The sequence below is a fragment of the Frateuria sp. Soil773 genome (assembly GCF_001428405.1).
GTDB lineage: Bacteria > Pseudomonadota > Gammaproteobacteria > Xanthomonadales > Rhodanobacteraceae > LMSL01.
The window spans coordinates 60,111-81,433 of sequence record NZ_LMSL01000039.1; the positions used below are offsets into that span (position 1 = coordinate 60,111).

The 21,323-nt window shown below is 68.4% G+C and carries 14 protein-coding genes and 1 pseudogene; 10 read left to right on the plus strand and 5 right to left on the minus strand.

What is annotated here, in order from left to right:
• The first annotated feature begins 20 nt into the window (after positions 1–20).
• From ASG87_RS12215 to ASG87_RS20960, 7 genes and pseudogenes are all read left to right on the plus strand, one after another.
• Positions 21–962 (plus strand): 2-dehydro-3-deoxygalactonokinase, encoded by a 942-nt coding sequence (locus ASG87_RS12215; protein ID WP_056005335.1) that lies wholly within the window; start codon positions 21–23, stop codon positions 960–962.
• Entirely contained in the window at positions 956–1,600 is a 645-nt protein-coding gene (locus ASG87_RS12220; protein ID WP_056005337.1) for a 2-dehydro-3-deoxy-6-phosphogalactonate aldolase, read from the plus strand. The genes ASG87_RS12215 and ASG87_RS12220 overlap by 7 nt, the downstream gene beginning before the upstream one ends.
• Positions 1,597–2,745: a galactonate dehydratase gene (gene dgoD, locus ASG87_RS12225; protein ID WP_056005339.1), complete on the plus strand. Its 1,149-nt coding sequence runs from the start codon at positions 1,597–1,599 to the stop codon at positions 2,743–2,745. The genes ASG87_RS12220 and dgoD overlap by 4 nt, the downstream gene beginning before the upstream one ends.
• 11 nt (positions 2,746–2,756) lie before the next feature.
• Positions 2,757–3,551 (plus strand): SDR family oxidoreductase, encoded by a 795-nt coding sequence (locus ASG87_RS12230; protein ID WP_056005342.1) that lies wholly within the window; start codon positions 2,757–2,759, stop codon positions 3,549–3,551.
• Positions 3,548–4,441, plus strand: a complete 894-nt coding sequence (locus tag ASG87_RS12235; RefSeq protein WP_056005344.1) for an SMP-30/gluconolactonase/LRE family protein — start codon at positions 3,548–3,550, stop codon at positions 4,439–4,441. Before ASG87_RS12230 ends, ASG87_RS12235 begins: the two co-directional genes overlap by 4 nt.
• Before the next feature lie 104 nt (positions 4,442–4,545).
• Positions 4,546–5,540, plus strand: a 995-nt coding sequence (locus ASG87_RS12240; protein WP_235499638.1) for a sugar porter family MFS transporter, incomplete at its 3' end; no start/stop codon positions are given.
• A 1-nt stretch (position 5,541) separates the two neighbouring features.
• Positions 5,542–5,949, plus strand: a pseudogene (locus ASG87_RS20960) (MFS transporter); the annotation flags it as partial.
• A gap of 254 nt (positions 5,950–6,203) precedes the next feature.
• On the opposite strand, the gene ASG87_RS12245 reads toward ASG87_RS20960, so the two are convergent.
• Entirely contained in the window at positions 6,204–6,668 is a 465-nt protein-coding gene (locus ASG87_RS12245) for a nucleoside deaminase (protein WP_056005350.1), read from the minus strand.
• 551 nt (positions 6,669–7,219) lie between these two features.
• Here ASG87_RS12245 and cynR point away from each other — a divergent pair.
• A complete protein-coding gene (gene cynR / locus ASG87_RS12250; protein WP_056005353.1) occupies positions 7,220–8,137 on the plus strand; it encodes a transcriptional regulator CynR in 918 nt (305 codons plus the stop codon).
• A 132-nt stretch (positions 8,138–8,269) separates the two neighbouring features.
• Positions 8,270–9,466 (plus strand): amidohydrolase family protein, encoded by a 1,197-nt coding sequence (locus tag ASG87_RS12255; RefSeq protein ID WP_056005356.1) that lies wholly within the window; start codon positions 8,270–8,272, stop codon positions 9,464–9,466.
• A 391-nt stretch (positions 9,467–9,857) separates the two neighbouring features.
• On the opposite strand, the gene ASG87_RS12260 is transcribed toward ASG87_RS12255, so the two are convergent.
• Positions 9,858–10,739 (minus strand): LysR substrate-binding domain-containing protein, encoded by an 882-nt coding sequence (locus tag ASG87_RS12260; protein WP_056005359.1) that lies wholly within the window; start codon positions 10,737–10,739, stop codon positions 9,858–9,860.
• Positions 10,740–10,928: 189 nt separating this feature from the next.
• On the minus strand, positions 10,929–11,402 hold the full coding sequence (locus ASG87_RS12265; RefSeq protein ID WP_056005362.1) for an Lrp/AsnC family transcriptional regulator: 474 nt from the start codon (positions 11,400–11,402) through the stop codon (positions 10,929–10,931).
• Between the two features lie 161 nt (positions 11,403–11,563).
• Here ASG87_RS12265 and ald point away from each other — a divergent pair, with 161 nt between their 5' ends.
• A complete protein-coding gene (gene ald, locus ASG87_RS12270) occupies positions 11,564–12,682 on the plus strand; it encodes an alanine dehydrogenase (protein WP_056005365.1) in 1,119 nt (372 codons plus the stop codon).
• A gap of 549 nt (positions 12,683–13,231) precedes the next feature.
• Here ald and ASG87_RS12275 read toward each other — a convergent pair.
• Entirely contained in the window at positions 13,232–20,635 is a 7,404-nt protein-coding gene (locus ASG87_RS12275) for a calcium-binding protein (RefSeq protein WP_326937897.1), read from the minus strand.
• An 87-nt stretch (positions 20,636–20,722) separates the two neighbouring features.
• Positions 20,723–21,259: a hypothetical protein gene (locus ASG87_RS20185; RefSeq protein WP_157511064.1), complete on the minus strand. Its 537-nt coding sequence runs from the start codon at positions 21,257–21,259 to the stop codon at positions 20,723–20,725.
• Positions 21,260–21,323 lie beyond the last annotated feature (64 nt).

The following is a 21,323-nucleotide window of genomic DNA, read 5'->3' on the forward strand; positions in this document are numbered from 1 at the left end:
CCGGCGCAAAGGCCGCTCCCATGGACGGCCTGATCGGGCTCGACTGGGGCACCACCCGGCTGCGCGCCTACCGCTTCGACGGCGCCGGCCGTGTGCAGGACACGCGCACGCGGCCCTGGGGCATCCGCAGCCTGCCCGCCGGCGGCTACGAGGCCGCGCTGGCCGACGTCACCGCAGGCTGGCCCGCGCTGCCGCGGCTCGCCTGCGGCATGGTGGGTAGCCGCGGCGGATGGCTCGAAGCGCCCTACGTCGACCTGCCGGCCGGTGCCGATGCACTGTGCGCGGCGGTGCGCCGCCTGCGCGCCGCCGACGGCATGGACCTGCACATCGTGCCGGGCCTGCGCAATCCAACGGCACCGGACGTGATGCGCGGCGAGGAAACCCAGTTGCTCGGGGCCGTCGCGCAGCGCCCCGCCTCCGCTGCCCGCAGCGCCTGGATCCTGCCCGGCACGCACAGCAAGTGGGCGACCGTCGAAGGCAGAGCGGTGACCGGCTTCCGCACCTACCTGACCGGCGAGCTGTATGCCCTGCTGCGCGAGCACTCCATCCTCGGCGCGGGCATCGCGGAAGCGGTCTCGCCCGCCGCGTTCGCGCGCGGCGTCGATGCGGCGCGCGACAGCGGCGCACAGGGTGCAACCAGCCGGCTGTTCGCCACGCGCGCGCTGATGCTCGAAGGCGCGCTGGCGCCCGCCGAGGTGCCCGACTACCTGTCCGGCCTGCTGATCGGCGAGGAGTTCCGCAGCGCGCTGGCCGGCGGCCTGCCGCCGCCCGGCGAGGCGCCCGGACTGATCGGCGAGCCCGCATTGTGCGAGCGCTATCGCCAGGCCGCTGCGCGCTTCGGGCTCGCGCTGGCGCCGCCGGTGGCCGATGCCGCGGCCCTCGGGCTGTGGCATGTCGCCGGCCGGATCGGCCTGGTCCATGATCGCGGACGACCCGCGTCCGAGGAGTCTTCGCCGTGCTGAACGCCTGGCTCGAACCGCTTCCCCTCGTCGCCATCCTGCGCGGCATCCGGCCCGACGAGGCCGTGGCCGTGGGCCGGGCGCTGGCCGGGGCGGGTTTCCGCATCGTCGAGGTGCCGCTGAATTCGCCGCAGCCGCTGGACAGCATCCGCGCCCTCGCCGCGGCGCTGGGCGACGCCTGCCTGGTCGGTGCCGGCACCGTGACGGGCCCGGCGCAGGCGCAGGACGTGGCCGCGGCCGGCGGCCGGCTGGCGGTGATGCCGCACGCCGACCCGGCCGTGATCCGCGCCGCCAAGGCCGCCGGCCTGCTGTGCACGCCCGGCGTCGCCACGCCCACCGAGGCGTTCGCCGCGCTGGCCGCCGGCGCCGACGGGCTGAAGCTGTTCCCGGCCGGCCAGGTCGGGCCCGAAGGGCTCAAGGCGTGGCGCGCGGTGCTGCCGCGCGAGATGCCGGTGCTGCCCGTGGGCGGCATCGAGCCCGGCAACATGGCGCCGTGGGTCGCCGCCGGGGCGCAGGGCTTCGGCATCGGCACGTCGCTGTACGCGCCGGGCCTGGACGCCGCCGAGGTCGCGCGCCGCGCCCACGCGTTCGCGCAGGCGTGGCGCGGCCTATCCATCAAGTCACAGGAACACCGTGCATGAAGATCACCCGACTCACCACCTTCCAGGTGCCGCCGCGCTGGCTGTTCCTGCGCATCGACACCGACGCCGGCATCAGCGGCTGGGGCGAGCCGATCGTCGAGGGCCGCGCGCGCACCGTCGCCGCGGCGGTGGACGAGCTGTCCGAGTACCTGGTCGGCAAGGACCCGCGCCACGTCGAAGACCTGTGGAACGTGATGTACCGTGGCAGCTTCTATCGCGGCGGCCCGATCCTGATGAGCGCCATCGCCGGCATCGACCAGGCGCTGTGGGACATCAAGGGCAAGCACCTGGGCGTGCCGGTGCACGAGCTGCTCGGCGGCCCGGTGCGCCAGCGCATCCGCGTCTATTCGTGGATCGGCGGCGACCGCCCGGCCGACACCGCCCGCGCCGCGAAGGCCGCGGTGGAGCGCGGCTTCACCGCGGTGAAGATGAACGGCACCGAGGAAATGCACTTCGTCGACAGCCACGCCAAGGTGGAGCGCGTGCTGGAGAACGTGCAGGCAGTGCGCGACGCGGTCGGCCCGGAGATCGGCCTGGGCGTGGACTTCCACGGCCGCGTGCACAAGCCGATGGCCAAGGTGCTGATGCGCGAGCTGGCGCCGTACAAGCTGATGTTCATCGAGGAGCCGGTGCTGTCCGATCACCTGGAGGCGATCCCCGAGCTGGCGGCGATCGCGCCCGCGCCGATCGCGCTGGGCGAGCGCCTGTACTCGCGCTACGACTTCAAGCGCGTGCTGCAGACCGGCGGCGTGGACATCGTGCAGCCCGACCCCTCGCACGCCGGCGGCATCACCGAGACGCGCAAGATCGCCGCGATGGCCGAGGCCTACGACGTCGCGCTGGCCCTGCACTGCCCGCTGGGGCCGATCGCGCTGGCGGCGAACCTGCAACTGGACGCGGTGTGCCACAACGCCTTCATCCAGGAACAGGGGCTGGGCATCCACTACAACACCTCGAACGACCTGCTCGACTACGTCGCCGCGCGCGACGTGTTCGCCTACGAGGACGGCTACGTGGCGATCCCCGGCGGCCCCGGCCTGGGCATCGAGATCAACGAGGACTACGTGGCCGAGCGCGCCGCGGCCGGCCATGATTGGCGCAACCCGCTGTGGCGCCACGACGACGGCAGCGTCGCCGAATGGTAGGCCCCGGTTCCATGGCTACCGATACCGCAGGAGACGGCGCGATGCCCGCCTACGCCACCTACCCCAGCCTGGCCGGCCGCAGCGTGCTGGTCACCGGCGGCGCCAGCGGCATCGGCGCGGCCTTCGTCGGGCAGTTCGCGCGTCAGGGCGCGCGGGTGGCCTTCCTGGACGTGGACGACGCCGGCGCCGCCGCGCTGCTCGGTACGCTCGGCGAGGTGCCGCACGCGCCGCACTACCTGCACTGCGACCTCACCGACCTGGACGCCTTGCACGCGGCCGTCGCGGCGGCGCGCGAGCGCATCGGGCCGGTCGCCGTGCTGGTCAACAACGCCGCCGACGACGCCCGCCACACGCTCGACGGGATCGACGCGGCCGGCTTCGAACGCAGCATCGCGGTGAACCTGCGCCACCAGGTATTCGCCACCCGGGCGGTGATCCCTGACATGCGCGAACTCGGCGGCGGCTCGATCGTCTGCCTGGGCTCCACCGGCTGGATGCAGAAGAACGGCGGCTATCCGCTGTACGCCGCCGCCAAGGCCGCGGTGCACGGCTTCGTCAACGGCATGGCGCGCGAGCTGGGCCGCCACCGCATCCGCATCAACGCGCTGGTGCCCGGCTGGGCGATCACCGAGAAGCAGGCGCGGCTGTGGCTGGACGACGCCGGCCGCGCGGAGATCGCACGGATGCAGTGCCTGCCCGGCTTCCTGCGCGCCGACGACCTGGCGCGCGCCGCGCTGTTCCTGGCCGCCGACGACAGCCGCATGTGCACCGGGCAGGATTTCATCGTGGACGGCGGCTGGGTATGACGGCGCCGGCGGTGGAGGTCGCGCTCGACGCCGCCAACGTATTGGGCGAAGGCATCCTCTGGTGCGAGCGCGCCCAGGCGCTGTACTGGACCGACATCCAGCGCGCCACGCTGTTCCGCCTGCGCCCCGCCGACGGCGTCCTGGCGCAATGGACGCTGCCCGAGCGGCTGGCCTCGTTCGCGCTGTGCGAGGACGAGGGCTGGCTGCTGCTGGCGCTGGCCTCGCGGCTGGCCTTCTTCCGCCTCGCCGACGGCGCGCTGCGCCCCCTGCACGCGGTCGAGCCCGGCCTGCCCACGCGCTGCAACGACGGCGCCTGCGACCGCCAGGGCCGCTTCGTCTTCGGCACCCTGCACGAGCCCGCGGCCGGCAGCCCCCGGCAGCGCCTGGGCGGCTTCTGGCGGCTGGACGCCGGGCTGCGCCTGGAGCGCCTGCCGCTGCCCGCGGTGGCGATCAGCAACAGCCTCGCCTTCAGCCCCGACGGCGCCACGCTGTACTTCTGCGACTCGTCCACCCGCCGCATCCACTGCTGCGACTACGGCGATACGCTGGGCCCGCCGCGGCCGTTCGCCGACCTGGGCGAGGTATCCGGCGAACCGGACGGCTCCTGCGTCGACGCCGAGGGCTGCCTGTGGAACGCGCAGTGGGGGCTGGGCCGGGTGGTGCGCTACGGACCGGACGGCGCGGTGCGCACGGTGGTGCCGGTGCCGGCCCGCCAGCCGACCCGCCCGGCCTTCGGCGGCCCGGCGCTCGATACGCTCTACCTCACCAGCGCGCGCGACGGGCTCGATCCCGCGCAACTGCGCGGCGATCCGCTCGCGGGCGCGCTGTTCCGCTGGCGACCCGGCGTGGCCGGCCTGCCGGAACCGCGCTTCGCCGGCCGCCCGGGCTAACGCCGACGCCTCCACCCACCGTCTTTCACGCCCTACCTTCAACGCCGCCACTTCGACCTCGCCACCTTCCAACCATCGCCATCCATCCACGCAGGAACGATCCGATGAATGCAGCAGCGACACCTTCCGCCAGCCGCGCGCGCACCACCGCCGTGTTCACCTGCATCCTCGCCGCGCTGGCGGGGCTGATGTTCGGACTGGACATCGGCGTGATCTCCGGCGCGACGTCCTTCATCCAGAAGGAGTTCCAGGTTTCCAACCGCACGATCGAATGGATCGTCAGCGCGATGATGCTCGGCGCGGCCGTCGGCGCGCTCGGCGCCTCCTGGATGTCGGCGCGGCTCGGCCGCAAGCGCTCGCTGATCCTGGGCGCCGTGCTGTTCGTCGCCGGTTCGCTGCTGTGCGGCGCGGCGGGCTCGGCGCAGATGCTGATCGCGGCGCGCTTCGTGCTCGGCCTGGCCATCGGCATCGCCACCTTCACCGCGCCGTTGTACCTGGCCGAGGTGGCGCCGGAGAAGATCCGCGGCGCGATGATCTCGCTCTACCAGCTGATGATCACCATCGGCATCCTGGTGGCCTTCCTCTCCGACACCGCCTTCAGCTACAGCGGCAACTGGCGCTGGATGCTGGGCGTGATCGCGATCCCCGGCGTGGCGTTCCTGCTCGGCCTGTTCCTGCTGCCGGACAGCCCGCGCTGGCTGATGATGCGCGGCCGCACCCAGCACGCGCGCGAGGTGCTGCTGCGCCTGCGCGGCGAGGCGACGCAGGCCGAGCGCGAGATGGCCGACATCGCCGAGCAGCTCGGCACGCCGCAGCGCGGCTGGCACCTGTTCCTGGAGAACGCCAACTTCCGCCGCTCGGTGGGCCTGGGCATCCTGCTGCAACTGATGCAGCAGTTCACCGGGATGAACGTGGTGATGTACTACGCGCCGCGGATCTTCGAGCAGATGGGCTACGACCCGCAGGCGCAGCTCTGGTTCACCGCCATCGTCGGCCTCACCAACGTGCTGGCCACCTTCATCGCGATCGGCCTGGTCGACCGGCTCGGCCGCAAGCCGATCCTGTACGCCGGCTTCGCGGTGATGGCGGCGGGCCTGGGNGCGATGATGCACGCGGGCATCGCCACGCCGGCGCAGCAGTTGTTCACCGTGGCGATGCTGCTGCTCTTCATCGTCGGCTTCGCGATGTCGGCCGGCCCGCTGATCTGGACGCTGTGCTCGGAAGTGCAGCCGCTGAAGGGGCGCGACTTCGGCATCGGCTGCTCCACCTTCACCAACTGGATCGCCAACATGGTGGTGGGCGCGACCTTCCTGACGCTGCTCGACGGCATCGGCAGCGCGTCCACCTTCTGGCTCTACGCGGCGCTGAACCTCGTCTTCATCGCGCTGACCTTCTGGCTGGTGCCCGAGACCAAGGGCGTCACCCTGGAACAGATCGAACGCAACCTGATGGCCGGCCTGCCGCTGCGGCGGATCGGCACGTCGCCGGCCGCGTCCCGCGACGCATGAGCGGCGGCGTCACGCGGCGCGCACGCGCCGGCGCGGGCCGGGCGTCGCACGATCGCCGATGCCTTCCAGCGCGGCTCCGCGGTCGAAGTGGTCACGCCATTCGAGGATGCCCCCGGGGAACCCGGGGCATGCCTCGGCGCCTCCTTGCGGCACCACGGAAAAGAAAGCGATGCGAACGCGGCATCGCTGCCCGCCATCGCGCCGTGGCAGCAGTGCAGGCCGCCTCCCCGCTCATGCAGCGGCGACCTTCTCCGTCAGCCGTTGAGCTGCCGCCAGCGCCGGTACACCTCGATGGCGCCTTCGTGCCGGTGCTGCCGCATCGGCAGGCGGCGCTCGCCGACCGGCTTGGCGTATTCGGCGTAGAACGTGTCCAGCTCGAAATACTTGCGGTCGTCGCGGTAGAACGGCGCGTAGTCCTCGCGCGTGGTGACGTAGATCACCTGCCGCGGACTGCAGTAGTACAGCGAGCCCAGGCACATCGGGCACGGGCTGGCGAGGATGTAGATGTCGCAATCCGCGAGGTGCTCCGTGTCCAGCTTCATGCAGGCCTCGCGCACGGCCAGGATCTCGGCGTGGGCGGTCGGGTCGCGGGTCTGCGCCACCCGGTTCGGGCTTTCGGCGACGATCTCGCCGTTGCGCGCGATGACAGTGGCGAACGGGCGGCCGCCCTCCTCCACGTTCTTCATGGCCAGGTCGATGGTGCGTTGTACGAAATCCATGGGGGTACCTCTTGGGGGTGATGGCCATGGGGCAATGGCCTAGGGGCGCGGCTTGGGGTGCCGGCTGGTTTCCTTACGGGGATCGCGGCAGGGAAAGGCTTACCGCGATGGCGGTTCGAACGAAGACTGTCCGGCAATGAGGCAAGACATCCTCGACACCTGCGTCTTCATTAGAGCTTGCTCACTATTTCCAGGCCCCCGAAGCGTCATCCCAGCGGCCTTCAACGGCCGCAGGGCCGGTCAAGCTGGGATCCAGCGCCTTTGGGCTTTGGGCTTTGGGCTTTGGGCTTTGGGCTTTGGGCTTTGGGCTTTGGGCTTTGGGNAAGCATCAAGTCACTGGATTCCTGCTTTCGCAGGAATGGCGCAAGAACGGCTAGACCCACGGATAGGTCGTGAACGGGCTCTTGGGGCTCCAGAAGCCGCCACTGGCACCACTCATGCCAGCGCCCCGGACCGTCGCAATCGATGGCGCACACGTTACGCGCCACAACACATAACGTAAAAGACCGATTTATTATGGAATCCATAGGCCTGACTTATGGAGTCCACACATGCTCCTGCGCCACATCAACTACTTCCTCGCCGTGGCCGAGCACGGCGGGTTCACACGCGCGGCCGCCGCCCTGTACGTTTCGCAGCCGGCCCTGTCGCAGCAGATCCGGCAGCTCGAAGCATCCCTGGGCACGCCGCTGTTCGACCGTTCGGGGCGCGCGACGCGCCTCACCGATGCCGGCGAGGCCTACCTGGGCTACGCGCGCCGCGCGCTGCAAGACCTCGAAGCCGGCAGGCGCGCGCTGCACGACGTGCAGGACCTCAGCCGCGGCACGCTTCGCCTCGGCCTGGCGCCGACCTTCGCGTCCTACCTGGTCGGCCCGCTGGCGGAGGCGTTCCACCGGCGCCACCCGCGCATCGCGCTGACCGTGCGGGAAATGCCGCAGGAACGCATGGAAGACCAGCTCGACGACAACCGCCTCGACGTCGGCATCGCCTTCGATGCGCCGCGCTCGCCGGACATCGAGGCCGAAACCCTGCTGACGGAAACCCTCGCCCTCGTCGTCGGCAAGGCGCATCCCCTCGCGCGGCGACGCTCCGTCCGGCTGCCGGCCCTGGCCGACGAATCGCTGGTGCTGCTCTCCGGCGAGTTCGAGACGCGCGGGCAGATCGATCGCCGCTGCCGCGAGCACGGCATCCGGCCGCGGGTTTCGATCGAGGCCGACTCGGTCGGCGCGGTGGTGGAGATCGTGCGGCGCACGGCACTGTCCAGCCTGCTACCGGCGGCCATTGCCGCGCAGCGCGACGACATCTTCGCGCTTTCCCTCACGCCTGGCCTGCTCGAACGCACCGCCATCCTGCTGCAACGCAAGAACGGCTATCGCAGCGCGGCGGCCCGGGCGTTCGTCGCGGTGGCGCTCGAAACATACCGAGGCGGCAGGAAACGGCGCCCTGCCAGTCATTCCATTTCCGAATGACACGCATCGCATCATTTAATTTGCGAATGAACCATTCCCCGCGATACGGTGGCAGCCCATCCCCGCCCGGGCCCGCGACACCGTCGTGCGCCGCCCGGCTTCTTCCGGCAACCGCCGCCATGGGACCGTGCCATGATCGACCGCCTGTTCGACAACGCCGTGGACATCCATGGCAGCCCCACGCGCCTGGCCGTGCAGGACGGCCGCTTCGTCGATGCCGATCCCGCCGCCTGCGCCACCGCCCGCGAGACCGTCGACCTGGGCGGCCGCCTGGTGCTGCCCGGCTTCATCGACGGCCACATCCACCTCGACAAGAGCTTCGTGGGCGACGCCTGGCGGCCGCACGTGCCTGCCGACACCCTGCGCGGCCGACTGGCGGCCGAGAAGAAGCTGATCGCCCAGGCGCGGCCGATGGCCGAGCGTGCCGATGCGCTGATCGCGCAGGCGGCGGCGTTCGGCACCATCGCCATGCGCTGCCACGTGGACGTGGACGCGACCACCGGCCTCTCCCATCTCCACGCGGTGACGGAGGCCCGCGACAAGTGGCGCGGCCTGGTCGACATCGAGATCGTGGCCTTCCCGCAGGCCGGCGTGATGTCGTGCCCGGGCAGCGCCGACCTGCTCGATGCAGCGATGCAGGAGGGCGCCCAGGTGGTCGGCGGCATCGACCCCACCACGTTCGACGGCGACGCCGACGGCCAGCTCGACGTCGTCTTCGGCATCGCCGGCAAGCGCGACGCGAAGATCGACATCCACCTCCACGAACCCGGGTTGCAGGGCATCGAGCAGTTGCTGCGCATCGCCGCACGGACGCGCGCCCTGGGCATGGCCGGGCGCGTCGCGGTCAGCCACGCCTACGCGCTGGGCGAAGTGCCGCCCGACGTGGCCGGCCGCACCGCCGCGGCTCTGGCGGAGGCCGGCGTGGCGATCATGACCAACGCACCGGGCGACCGCCCGTTCCCGCCGGTGCTGCGCCTGCGCCGTGCCGGCGTCCGCGTGTTCGCCGGCAACGACAACATCCGCGACGCCTGGTGGCCCTACGGCAACGGCGACATGCTCCAGCGCGCGAACCTGGTCGGCTACCGCTCCGGCTTCTATACCGACGACGACCTGCTGGTCGCGCTCGACATGGCCACGGAGGCCGGCGCGGCGGTGCTCGGCAAGCGCGACTACGGCCTGCGCGCGGGGAACGAGGCGACCTTCCTGGTGATCGACGCGCCCAACGGCGCGGCCGCGGTGGCCGGCGTGCCCGGCAACCGGACCCTCGTGCGCAAGGGCGAACTGCCGCGCGACGGCGCAGCGGTGCCCGGCGCGGGACGAACTGCCTGAGCGCCTGTTCACGATCTCCGGGCATCCCCCATGAAACGTCATCCCAGCGGCTCTCAACGGCCGCAGGGCCGGTCAAGCTGGAGGGGCTTTTCAACAGCCGAAGGGCTGGTCATCCAGCGCCTTTGGGCTTTGGAGCATCAAGTTACTGGATTCCTGCTCTTGCCCCCTTTTCGGGGTTCGCAGGAATGACGACGAGGCAGTTGGGTCGACCGATAGATCGTGAACAGGCTCCGAGACGCCCGCCGCAAGCCGGCAATGCACCATTGCGCGCGACGCCGAACCGGCCCGCCGCGCACCAGCGTCGTGCGGGCAGCCATGCGATAGCGCGTGAACCTCCCGCTCCGGCTGCCCGCCCGCGCGCCATGGCGTGCCGACGCCTTTCCCGCTCCGCCTATTTCCTTCCGGGCCCGAGCATGCGGCCAAGCTCGCGCCCCAGCGCCTTCACCACCGGGTCGGCCGCCGCGCGGTAAAGAAGCGCCACGTCCATCGTGTCGACCGCCGGCAGGCCGCTCCTGCGCGCCAATACCGCATGCTCCGCAGTGACGGCGCGCGCCGGCAGCAGGCTGATGCCCAGCCCGCCGGCCACCGCCGACTGGATGCCGGACAGGCTCGAACTGGTGAAGCTGATGCGCCAGCGGCGTCCCAGCGCCTCCACTGCCGCGATCATTTCGTCGCGATAGAGCCCGCGCGGCGGGAATGCGACCAGGGGCAAGGGATCCTGGCCGAACGCGGGGTCCTTCGCGCTGTCGATCCAGCGCAGCGGCTCGGGCCAGCGGGCGACGGACTCGCGGCTGTCGCGGCGCTGCTTGACGAGGATCAGGTCCAGCTCGCCGCGGTCGTAGCTGCCGGCCAGGTCGCGGCTGAGGCCCGTGGTGACTTCGAGCTTCACCTGCGGATGCCTGCGGTTGAAGGCGGCGAGCAACGGGGTCGTGCGCCCCGCCGCGAAATCCTCGGGTACGCCCAGGCGCACCGTCACCGCAACGTCGGCGCCGGTCAGCGCATCCAGAAGCTCGTCGTTGAGCGCGAGCAGGCGCCGCGCATACGCGAGCACGGTCTCGCCCGGGTCGGTCGGCCGCACGTCGCGCTTGCCGCGCACCAGCAAGGCGTGGCCGGCCATCTCTTCCAGCCGCCGCACCTTCTGGCTCACCGTCGACTGGGTGGAGTGCAGCCGCGCCGAGGCCGCCGTGAAGCTTCCGCAATCGGCCACCGTGACCAGCGCGCGCAGCAGGTCCAGCTCGAAAAGCGTTCGGTTCCGTTTCCCGTTGCCGGCCATTCGGATGCTCACCTCGATGCAGAAACGGCTTCCCCGAGCGAGACAGTACCCGGTTTCCGGCCGGCATCCCCGGGAGCGCGACCGAAGCCGGCCACTACCGCACAACCAGGCGGCGGATCGACGGGGCTACAGGTCGAAGATGCCAAAGGCTCCCGCCATGGAACAGGCACCGCGACGCGCCGGGCATCGTCACACCGGCAACGCCGTCGTCTTCTTCACCGTGCGCAGCGCCAGCGTCGATTGCACGCGCACCACGCCGGGCAACTGGGTGAGGATGTCGGTGTGGATGCGCTCGAAGTCGGCCGAGTCGGCATAGGCCACGCGCACCATGTAGTCGGCCGTGCCGGCCAGCAGGCAGCATTCGGTGACCTCGGGATGGCGCTGGATCGCCGCCTCGAAGGCGTCCAGCGCGGCGCGGCCCTGCTGGTCCAGCGTCACCAGCACGAAGGCGGTGCCGGACAGGCCGGCGGCCTTCTCGTCGAGCAGCATCACGTAGCGCGAGATCAGGCCGCGCTCCTCCAGCAGCTTCACCCGGCGCAGGCAGGCCGAGGGCGACAGGTTGATCTGCAGGGCCAGCTCCATGTTGGTCAGCCGCCCGTCCTGCTGCAGCAGTTGCAGGATCGCGCGATCGCGCTCGTCGAGGACAAGACCGGAACGTGACATAAAATTCCAATTTCCCGCAGATTCGTGGACAAGAATTCCAGACATTCTCACGATTTGCGAAAAAATAAGCGAGAAATTGCTCAATACACCGATCATACTGCTGCGTCTCCGGCCCCGGGCCGGCCCTGCAACCTCCTCCCACTAGCGAGAGACCTCCAGCCATGCGCATCGGTGTGCCCAAAGAAATCAAGAACCACGAATACCGCGTGGGCCTCGTTCCGTCGTCCGTCCAGGAACTGGTGCACCACGGCCACCAGGTGCTGGTTGAGACGGGCGCCGGCCTGGGCGCGGGCATCAACGACGCCGACTACGTCGCGGCGGGCGCCACCCTCGCCAGGGACGCCGACCAGGTCTTCGCCGAGGCCGACATGATCGTGAAGGTGAAGGAGCCGCTGGCGGTGGAGCGCAAGAAGCTCCGCGAGGGCCAGATCCTGTTCACCTACCTGCACCTGGCGCCCGACGCCGAGCAGACCCGCGACCTGATCGCCTCAGGCGCCATCTGCATCGCCTACGAGACCGTCACCGCGCCGAACGGCTCGCTGCCGCTGCTGACCCCGATGTCCGAGGTCGCCGGCCGGCTCGCCCCGCAGGTGGGCGCGCACTCGCTGGAGAAGGCCCAGGGCGGCCGCGGCGTGCTGCTGGGCGGCGTGCCGGGCGTGCCGGCGGCCGAGGTGGTGATCCTGGGCGGCGGCGTATCCGGCAGCCACGCGGCGACGATCGCCGTGGGCATGGGCGCCAAGGTCACCGTGGTGGACCGTTCCGCCGACGCGCTCAAGCGCCTCTCGGCCCAGTTCGGCACCGCGATCTCCACCGTGTTCTCCACCCGCTCGGCGATCGAGGAGCTGGTGCGTCGCGCCGACCTGCTGATCGGCACCGTGCTGATCCCGGGCGCCGCCGCGCCGAAGCTGGTCACCCGCGACATGCTCAAGACCATGAAGCCGGGCTCGGTGATCGTGGACGTCGCCATCGACCAGGGCGGCTGCGTGGAAACCTCGCACGCCACCACCCACGCCGACCCGACCTACGTGGTCGACGACGTGGTGCACTACTGCGTCGCCAACATGCCGGGCGCGGTGGCGCGCACCTCCACCTTCGCGCTCAACAACGTCACCCTGCCGTTCGCGCTGGCGCTGGCCGACAAGGGCTGGAAGCAGGCACTGGCGCAGGACGTGCACCTGCGCAACGGCCTGAACGTCTGCGAAGGCAAGGTGACCTGTGAGCCGGTGGCCCAGGCGCACAGCCTGCCGTACGTGAAGGCGGAAACCGCGATCGGCCTGTAAGCCCCTCGCCCACGGCCTCCCTGCGATCCGCGCAGGGAGGCTGCGAAGGATCGGCCGGCGCAACGCCCCGGGACGACTCTTCCTTTCCGGATTGCCGCACTTTCCGGATTGCCGCGTCTGTCTTCCACGCGGCTCCAGGGCATCGCCCGTTCCTCGTCGACATACCGCAAACCGGGCCGGAACCTCGTTGCACGCATCCCTGCCGGGATGATCGACCATGCAGTGAAACGCCGAGCCATTGCCCCCTGATCGACAGAGCCGCGCGCCGAAGAAGCAGGCTGGCACGGTGCCCGGTGCCGTGTTCTGCGCCACCGGCTGCGAGGCCGACGAACTCGTCGCCCTGAAAGGCCACTTCACGCAAGTGCGCAAGGCAGAAGTGCGATGTCCTCCGTCGCCACTGACTTGCAAGCGCTCCCACGGCACGCCCGCTTCCCTTCGCCACGAACCGCAGGCCACCGGACCTCCGGCTCTGCCCCCAGGGCAGCGAAGCGGGCCAGCAAGGACGCGGGCATCGTCCGTAGACGATACCCGCGCCATGCCACCCGTGAACTAGAGCGGATGCCGGTCGGCCGACGCCAGCCCACCGTGCCGGTGCTGGGCCTCGAAGGAGGCCACCGCCAGCGTGGACACCGCTCCCTCGACGTCGTGCAGCTCCATCGACACGCCCGTGGACGGGCTGAAGCGCGACATTGCCTCGATCAGCCGGTGCAGGTTGCGGTCGGGTCGGGCGCCGGCCTCCCCGTGCCAGCCACGCGACGGCACATCGTCGTCCTGCCAGTCCAGCCACGGCGAGCGCATGCCGTGCGCCGCGCCCTGCTCCCCGTCCTGGAAAGCCGCGGCGGCCAGCGGTTCGCCGGACACGGCAAGCGGGCCGCTCGCGGCATGGATGGCGGACGACATCAGCGACTGCGTCCCTCCCGAAACGATGCTCGCCGGCATCGGCGTCAGCAGGCTGCCGAACTGCGAGGCCGGGATGGCATTGCCGTCGTTCGGCTGGACGTAGCTGATGGCGAGATCGCCGCCCTTGAAGTGGTCCTGCACGCGGACCTGCTGCGCCGCGTCGCCGTCGACCCGGATGACCAGGTCGTCGCCGTCGCGGTGGAAGCCGAGCCGCGTGCGGGCGACGCCGTTGAAGAACAGCCAGTCGGTGCCGCCGCCGGTGTTGTCGATCACGTCACTGCCGGAGCCGGCCTGCCACACGTACTTGTCGTCGCCGGTGCCGCCGATGAGCAGGTCGTCGCCGTCCTCGCCCACCAGCGTATCCACGCCGGCGCCGCCGATCAGGATGTCGTTGCCGGAACCGCTGAAGGAACCGTTGCCGCCGGAAAGGTAGTCGTCGCCGTCGCCGCCCTCGAACTTGTCGTCGCCGCCGAAGCCGAAGATGGTGTCGTTGCCGCCGAGCCCATGGATGAGGTCGCGTCCGCTGGTGCCAAGCAATTGCTCGCCGGCGGCGGTTCCTTCCACGACGTTGGTGTAGTCGCCGTCGTTGCCGGTGTTGCCCGGATCGGGATCGCCGCCGGAGCTGCCGCCCGCCAGGGCGTTGATCGCCGCCGTGTCGAGCATCGAGCCGCTGGCCGGCTGCACATAGTCGATGGCGTAGTCGCCGCCGAGGAAGTGCTTGGTGACGCGCACCGTGCTCCCGGCATCGCCGTCGACCGTGATCAGCAGGTCGTCGCCGTCGCGGCTGAAGGCCAGGCGCGAGGCGGTGATGCCGTCGTTGAAGAACACGCCGTCGTAGCCGCCGCCGGTATTGTCGATCGTGTCCTGCCCGCCGCCGTAGACGTAGCTGTCGTCGCCGGTGCCGCCGATCAGGGTGTCGTTGCCGTCCTCGCCGCTGAGCGTGTCGTTGCCCGCGCCGCCCTCCAGGCGGTCCGCGCCCGAACCGGTGCCGCTGCCGCCACCGCCGGCCAGGTAGTCGTCGCCGTCGCCGCCCTGCAGCGTGTCGTCCCCGCCCAGGCCGAACAACTGGTCGTCGCCGGCCAGGCCCTTGATCAGGTCCTTGCCGGCACTGCCTGCCAGTTGCTCGCCGGCCGCGGTGCCCTCGATCACCTGGTCGTACTGCCCGCCGGTGCTGCCGCCGGCCACGATCTGGTTGATCTGGGCGGTGGTGAGGTAGTTGCCGCCGTCCGGCTGCACGTAGTCGATGGCCGCATTGCCGCCGAGGAAATGGTTGGCCACGCGCACCGCGGGCGTCGTCGCGGCATCCACGAAGATCAGCAGGTCGTCGCCGTCGCGGCCGAACGAGAGGCGCTCGCGGGTGATGCCGCCGGTGAAGAACACGCCGTCGAAGCCGCCGTCGGCGTTGTCGATCACGTCGCTGCCCGAACTGGCGTCGAAGACGTACTTGTCGTCGCCGGTGCCGCCGACCAGCGTATCGTCGCCGCCGCCGGCCACCAGGGTGTCGTTGCCGCCGCCGCCGTCGATCCTGTTGGCGCCGCCGTTGCCGGCGATGTAGTTGTCCAGGCCGTTGCCGGTGCCGTCGATGTCCGCGCTCCCGGTCAGGAACAGGTTCTCGACGTTGGCCGACAGCACGTACGAGGCGGATGCCTGCACCTGGTCGGTGCCGGCGTTCGCCGCCTCGACCACGACGTCGCTGCCGTCGTCGACGATGTAGTTGTCGCTGCCGGCGCCGCCCTCCAGGCGGTCCACGCCGGTGCCGCCGTCGAGGTAGTCGTCGCCGGCCCCGCCGAACAGCGTGTCGCTGCCGTTGCCGCCGAACAGCGCATCGTTGCCGTCCAGGCCCTGCAGCGTATCGTCGCCGTCCCAGCCGCCGAGCGTGTTGTCGCCGGCATTGCCGGTGATCAGGTTGCCCAGGTCGTTGCCGTTGCCCGTCTTGACGCCATCGGCCAGGATCAGGTTCTCGACGTTGTCCTTGAGCACGAGGTTGGTCTCGTAGCGGCGCTCGACCGTGTCCAGGCCCTCGCCGGCGTTCTCGTAGACCCAGTCGTCGCTCGACTCCTCGATGAAGTAGTCGTCGCCCAGCCCGCCGTAGAGCGAGTCGGCGCCCTGGCCGCCCTCCAGGCGGTTGTTGCCGGCGTTGCCGACCAGCACGTTGTCCTGGTCGTTGCCGGTGCCGTTGAGGTTGGCGCTGCCCAGCAGGGTGAGGTTTTCCAGCGTGGCGCCCAGCACGTAGTCGATGCTCGACTCGACCGTGTCCTCGCCTTCCCCTGCGGCCTCCACGACCTGGTCGCCCACGTCGTCGACCACGTAGGTGTCGTCGCCCAGGCCGCCGACCAGCATATCGGCCCCCGCTCCGCCGTCCAGCCGGTTGGAGGCGGTATTGCCCAGGAGCGTGTTGTCGCCGCCGTTGCCCGTACCTTGCCAGGCGCCGCTTCCTTCCACCAGCACGAGCTTTTCGATGTTCTCCGAGAGCGTATAGCTGCTGGACGCGTTGACGACGTCGAAGCCCTCGCCGGCCAGCTCGACGATGACGTCGCCTTCCGCATCGACCGCATAGGTATCGTCGCCTGTGCCGCCGATCGACCGGTCGATGCCGCGGCCGCCGTCCAGCAGGTCGTTGCCGGCGCCGCCGACCAGCGTATCGTCGCCGTCGTTGCCCTGCAGCACGTCGTCGCCGTCCTGGCCTTCGAGGCGGTTCGCGCCGTCGTTGCCGACCAGTGCGTTGTCGAGCGCGTTGCCGGTGCCGTCGATCGGGGCCGCTCCCGCCAGCTCCAATCGCTCGACGTTGGCCGACAGGGTATAGCTCACCGTGCTCCGGATCGTGTCCTGGCCCTCGCCGGCTGCCTCGGTCACCGTGTCGCCGGCATCGTCCACGAGATAGACGTCGTCGCCGCTGCCGCCGATCATCTGGTCCTGGCCCGTGCCGCCGTCGAGCACGTCGCCGTCGGCGCCGCCGCGCAGCACGTCGTTGTCCGCGCCGCCCGACAGGTGGTCGGCGCCGTCGCCGCCGTCCAGGGTATCCGCTCCCGCACCGCCGGCGAGGTCGTCGCTGCCGATGCCGCCGGAAAGCGCGTCCACGCCGTCGCCGCCGTCGAGCAGGTCGTCGCCCGCGCCGCCGACGAGCTGGTCGTTGCCGCCTTCGCCGAAGAGCTGGTCGCCGCCTTCGCCGCCATCGACGATGTCGTCGCCGTCGCCCGCGCGGACGATGTCCTGTCCACCCAGGCCGTTGATGGTATTGCCCAGCACGTTGCCGAAAATGGTGTCGTCCGCCGACGTGCCCAGCAGCACCTGTGCGTCGATGTCCTGCGGGGAAAGCGACCACAGCGATCCGGTATCGATGGCCAGCGCCGCCGTCGCCAGCCCGGTCGTCCCGTCGAAGAACTGCTCGAAGCGGACCTCGTCGCCAGGGCTGCTCGCGAAACGGATGACCAGGGTGGTGCCGTCGCGGCGCATGCGCACGTCGGCGACCGGCAATCCGTCCAGGGCCAGGGTGTTCAGCCCTTGCACGTCGGAGACCCGGTCCTTGCCGTCGCCGCGGGCGAACACGTAGCGGTCCTCGCCCGCACCGCCGTACAGGAGATCGTCGCCGGTCCCGCCCGTCAGGCTGTCGGCGCCGTCGCCGCCACGGATCTCGTCGTCGCCGTCGCCGCCGGCGAGCCGGTCGTCGCCCGCCTCGCCGGAAAGCCAGTCGCGGTCGGCGCCGCCATCGATCACGTCGTTGCCGTCGCCACCGTACAAGGCGTCGAGGCCGGCACCGCCGAGCAGATGGTCGTCGCCCGCTCCGCCCGACAGCGTGTCGTTGCCGTCGTCGCCGGCAAGCGTGTCGACGCCGTCGCCGCCGTCGAGGAAATCGGCGCCGGCACCGCCGGACAGCGTATCGTCGCCACCGCCGCCGGCAAGGCTGTCGTCGCCCAGACCGCCCGCCAGGGTGTCGTTCCCGACGTAGCCCACGAGGGTGTCGTTGCCGTCGGTGCCCACCTGGACCAGGGCCTTCACGGCATCGACGCTCCATACGGTGCCGTCGGCGAAGCGGATCGCATCCAGGCGGAAGGCGCCTGCCGCGTCGTCGCGGAAATACTGCTGCACGTAGACGCGATCGTCGCTGCCGCTGATCTGCAGCGACAGGTCGTCACCGACGCGCGTGGCCACGACGTCCGCCGCCGCGATCCCGGCGGCGAATTCGAGGCTGTCGATGCGGCCCGCGCCGGCATCGTTGTTGTAGATGGTGTCGCGACCGTCGCCCCGGGCGAACACGTAGGTGTCGTTGCCGGCGCCGCCCGCCAGGTAGTCGTTGCCCGTACCGCCTTCGAGGCGATCGTCGCCGTTGTCGCCGGCCAGGCGATCGTCGTCGGCCCCGCCTTTGAGCACGTCGTTGCCGGCGCCACCCGAGAGGACGTCCTCGCCGGCATCGCCGGAAAGCGTGTCGTTGCCGTCGTCGCCGCCGAGGCTGTCGGCACCCGCGCCGCCCGAAAGCGTATCGTTGCCGCCGCGCCCCACCAGCCAGTCGTTGTCGGCGCTGCCCGTGATGACGTCGTCGGTCTCGTAGCCGTAGATGTCGTCGTTGCCGTTGCCGGCGACGAGCACCATGGCCTTGACCGCCTCGATGTTCCAGACGGTGCCGTCCACGAAACGGATTTCGTCCAGCCGGTAATCGCTGTAGCCATCGTTGCGGAAGTAGTACTGGATATCGACGCGGTCTTCGGTGCCGACGATCTTCAGGCAAAGATCGTCGCCGCTGCGCCAGGCCTTGATATCGGAAGCCGATACCCCTGCCTCCAGTTGCAGCACGTCCTTGCGTCCCGCCGCGTGGTCGTAGTTGTTGATGGTGTCGTGTCCGGCACCGCGACTGAAAATATAGATATCGCTACCGGCATTGCCAGCCAGGTAATCATTACCGGTGCCACCAGCCAGGCGATCATTGCCATCGCCGCCCTGTAAGGAATCGTTGCCTTCGGCACCGTACAAGACATCGTCGCCATCTCCACCACTCAAGCTATCATTGCCGGCCTCGCCATACAGCACGTCTTCGCCAAGCCCACCACTCAGGTTGTCGGAGCCATCGCCTCCATACAATGTGTCGTTGCCGTCGCCGCCTTCCAGCGTGTCAGCTCCCGCACCGCCGCTGAGTTGATCGTTCCCAGCACCGCCATTGAGCGTATCCGCCCCGGCACCCGCCAGAATTACATCGTCACCTGCGCCGCCATTAATCACCTCACGTACGCCATCGGCTTGGTCGCGCCCCACCAGCACCTCGGCAACCGCCGTACCCGTCAACGCAACACTGCCAACACCAGCCGCCGCCTCATCGGCGATCAATACCCCGGCGCCAGCCAGCCGACCACGTGCGGCCGCATCACCTACCACCCCGCTCAGCCAGCTGCGCAGTAAAGCCCCACCCTGTGTCCAGCCCTTAGCTGCCTGCAACTGCTCGTCGAACTTCAATAGCTCGGCAAGATCAACGATGGCAGCTTCTGGCGCCTCATTGTGCTTGGATGTAAGCGCCGCCTCCAACTGGCTGAAGTCGAATGCCATACCAGTAGTTTCGGAATAAGCCAGGTCAATCGACGCCAGATAGGGCTTAAGCCGAGTCTGCAGAGACAAGGAGGCATAGCTGCCCTCAAAGAAGGTGCTGTAGATTTGCAGATAACGCGAGAGATTGGCTTCGCCCCACCAAATCCCCTCGATCGGCTCGCAGCCCAATACCGCTTCCACCACGCGCACTTTGCGCACCGCGTCGGCCGGCAAATCGACTGGAACCGACACCATCAGTTCGCCCGGCCGCAAGCGAATCACGTTAGTTGAATTGGGATCCTCCACCCCACCGCTTGAGTACATTTGAATACCGGCACTGGAGAATGTGGGGCTAGTTTTAGCCCAGTCGTACAAGAGCGTCTCCAATAGCGCCCGCTGCTCCTCTCGAGTGCTGGCCGCCGAGAATGCTCGCGTATCAGCCTCCAGCGCAGGCGAGAGCGCGCATGCCTCCCGCAGATCTCGAAGCTTCCCAATGCCGTCAAGAAGGGGCAGATCCTTCAGCTCATCAGGAACTGTCACTTTCTCGACGTAATCACTGGAAATGGAGTCATTCGCCAAATTAAAATCCTGCATCACCCCGGATACGACATGCCCTTGCCCATCGTCACGCAAGTATGAGCCACTGCCAATCAGCTCTCCACCCGCAACGGCCGCCCCACCCGCCACATAACCCGTTGAAAGAGCGACAACTCCAACTTGCTCCAGTGTGTAAAGCTCACCGGCCTCGCTGATACCATTTCCGTTGAGGTCACGCCAAACCTTGAGTGAAGCAAATGCAACATCGCTAGCATCGACGATGCCATCAGCATTTGAATCCAAATCCGCCAATGCCGCAAAACCATTGGAAGCAGACCCGCCGCCAGCAAGCAAGGTTCTGTCTCCAAATAGTTCAGCGCCACTATTGATGACCCCATCGCCATTGATGTCGCGAACCAGCAGCCCATCCTCTGAATCAATCCAGCCCGTAGCCGTGCGGATTCCGTCGCCATCGTTATCGAACAATGCACCAGCCCAATTGGCCTCGGCTCGTGTCGCCACAACGCCATCACCATTGAGGTCCAAAGCGAGCGGGTCGTAGCGAACGACCTTGTAGGTTCTATCCTGAATTCCGTCCCAGAATCCCCACAAGTCTTCCATAAATTGATCCTCCCAAGTGCCGAAGCGCTTGGGAGGCTTGATCGCTTTCACGTCATCGATATTGTTTGTCGGCCAAATATCACCCTCAAATGCCGACGGATTCAAACCCACTTCAGAAAGGGCCTTCCAGGTAAAATCCACACAGCTATTATCCAGCCCGTTATAATACAAATCAAAACCATAAGAAGCGGGATCCCGACCAAAACTCTGCAAAACCTCGTATTGATTCTGTGAAATCTCGATCGTACGGGTATATGCACGACTTTCGTAATTCGAGCTGTCGTCGACGTACACCCGACCATCGGAGAATGGGGATCCATGCTCGATCGGAGCAAAGCCATAGCTTTCGGTATTGCCAAAGCCATCATTTAACTCGTACCACATATGGCCAACCGAAGAAGTCCCTCCTTGCGACAGAGGAGTTCCACGATTAGCGATGTTTATCGTTATAGTTGGCATGGGTTAATTTCCTTATTTTCCAATGTAGGTATGTTCAACGACGACACTGCTACTAAAGCCTGGATGCACCAAGCTCTTCCCAGAGAACGAAACGTGGATCCTGTACTCGCCTTCAGTCAAGCGCGTCCGGGCCAACTCCAAGTAGAAATTTTCAGACGTCCAAGAAGAAAACTTCGGGTCAGTGACAATTTTTTTAATTACCGAAGAATTTTCCGAACCACCTATTTTTTGAACCGACACATCAGCCACGAGAGACTGCGACCGATAACCACCATCCAGATAATGCCTTACCCCATCCCTGCCAGCGGGTGACGAGTCAGCCACCACACTCTCCAGGGAGACCGAGTACAGGCCCGCTTCACCTACCTTAAAGACCCCGTCAACCTGCCCCTGCACATCCACTGCGCTTCGAAAAATATAGTTTCCCTTAGAGCCACAACCAGACATAAAAGCCTCCATCAACAGGGCAATGATCAAAATTTTGCGCATAACCCACCTTTGCCGTTTGTGCATTTCTGGCCGATCAATTTGCCCAGCATCGACCTGCAATTACCCAATTCCTGTTTTCAACAGACCCATCGACACCGGATTTCAATACCAGAGCGTGATCTTT

Coding starts and splice junctions, on each gene's coding strand:
- dgoD (WP_056005339.1), top strand. CDS start 1,597: ATGAAGATCACCCGACTCACCACCTTCCAGGTGCCGCCGCGCTGGCTG.
- ASG87_RS12245 (WP_056005350.1), bottom strand. CDS start 6,668: ATGGATTTCGTACAACGCACCATCGACCTGGCCATGAAGAACGTGGAG.
- cynR (WP_056005353.1), top strand. CDS start 7,220: ATGCTCCTGCGCCACATCAACTACTTCCTCGCCGTGGCCGAGCACGGC.
- ASG87_RS12255 (WP_056005356.1), top strand. CDS start 8,270: ATGATCGACCGCCTGTTCGACAACGCCGTGGACATCCATGGCAGCCCC.
- ASG87_RS12235 (WP_056005344.1), top strand. CDS start 3,548: ATGACGGCGCCGGCGGTGGAGGTCGCGCTCGACGCCGCCAACGTATTG.
- ASG87_RS12260 (WP_056005359.1), bottom strand. CDS start 10,739: ATGGCCGGCAACGGGAAACGGAACCGAACGCTTTTCGAGCTGGACCTG.
- ald (WP_056005365.1), top strand. CDS start 11,564: ATGCGCATCGGTGTGCCCAAAGAAATCAAGAACCACGAATACCGCGTG.
- ASG87_RS12275 (WP_326937897.1), bottom strand. CDS start 20,635: ATGTGGTACGAGTTAAATGATGGCTTTGGCAATACCGAAAGCTATGGC.
- ASG87_RS12230 (WP_056005342.1), top strand. CDS start 2,757: ATGGCTACCGATACCGCAGGAGACGGCGCGATGCCCGCCTACGCCACC.
- ASG87_RS12265 (WP_056005362.1), bottom strand. CDS start 11,402: ATGTCACGTTCCGGTCTTGTCCTCGACGAGCGCGATCGCGCGATCCTG.
- ASG87_RS12215 (WP_056005335.1), top strand. CDS start 21: ATGGACGGCCTGATCGGGCTCGACTGGGGCACCACCCGGCTGCGCGCC.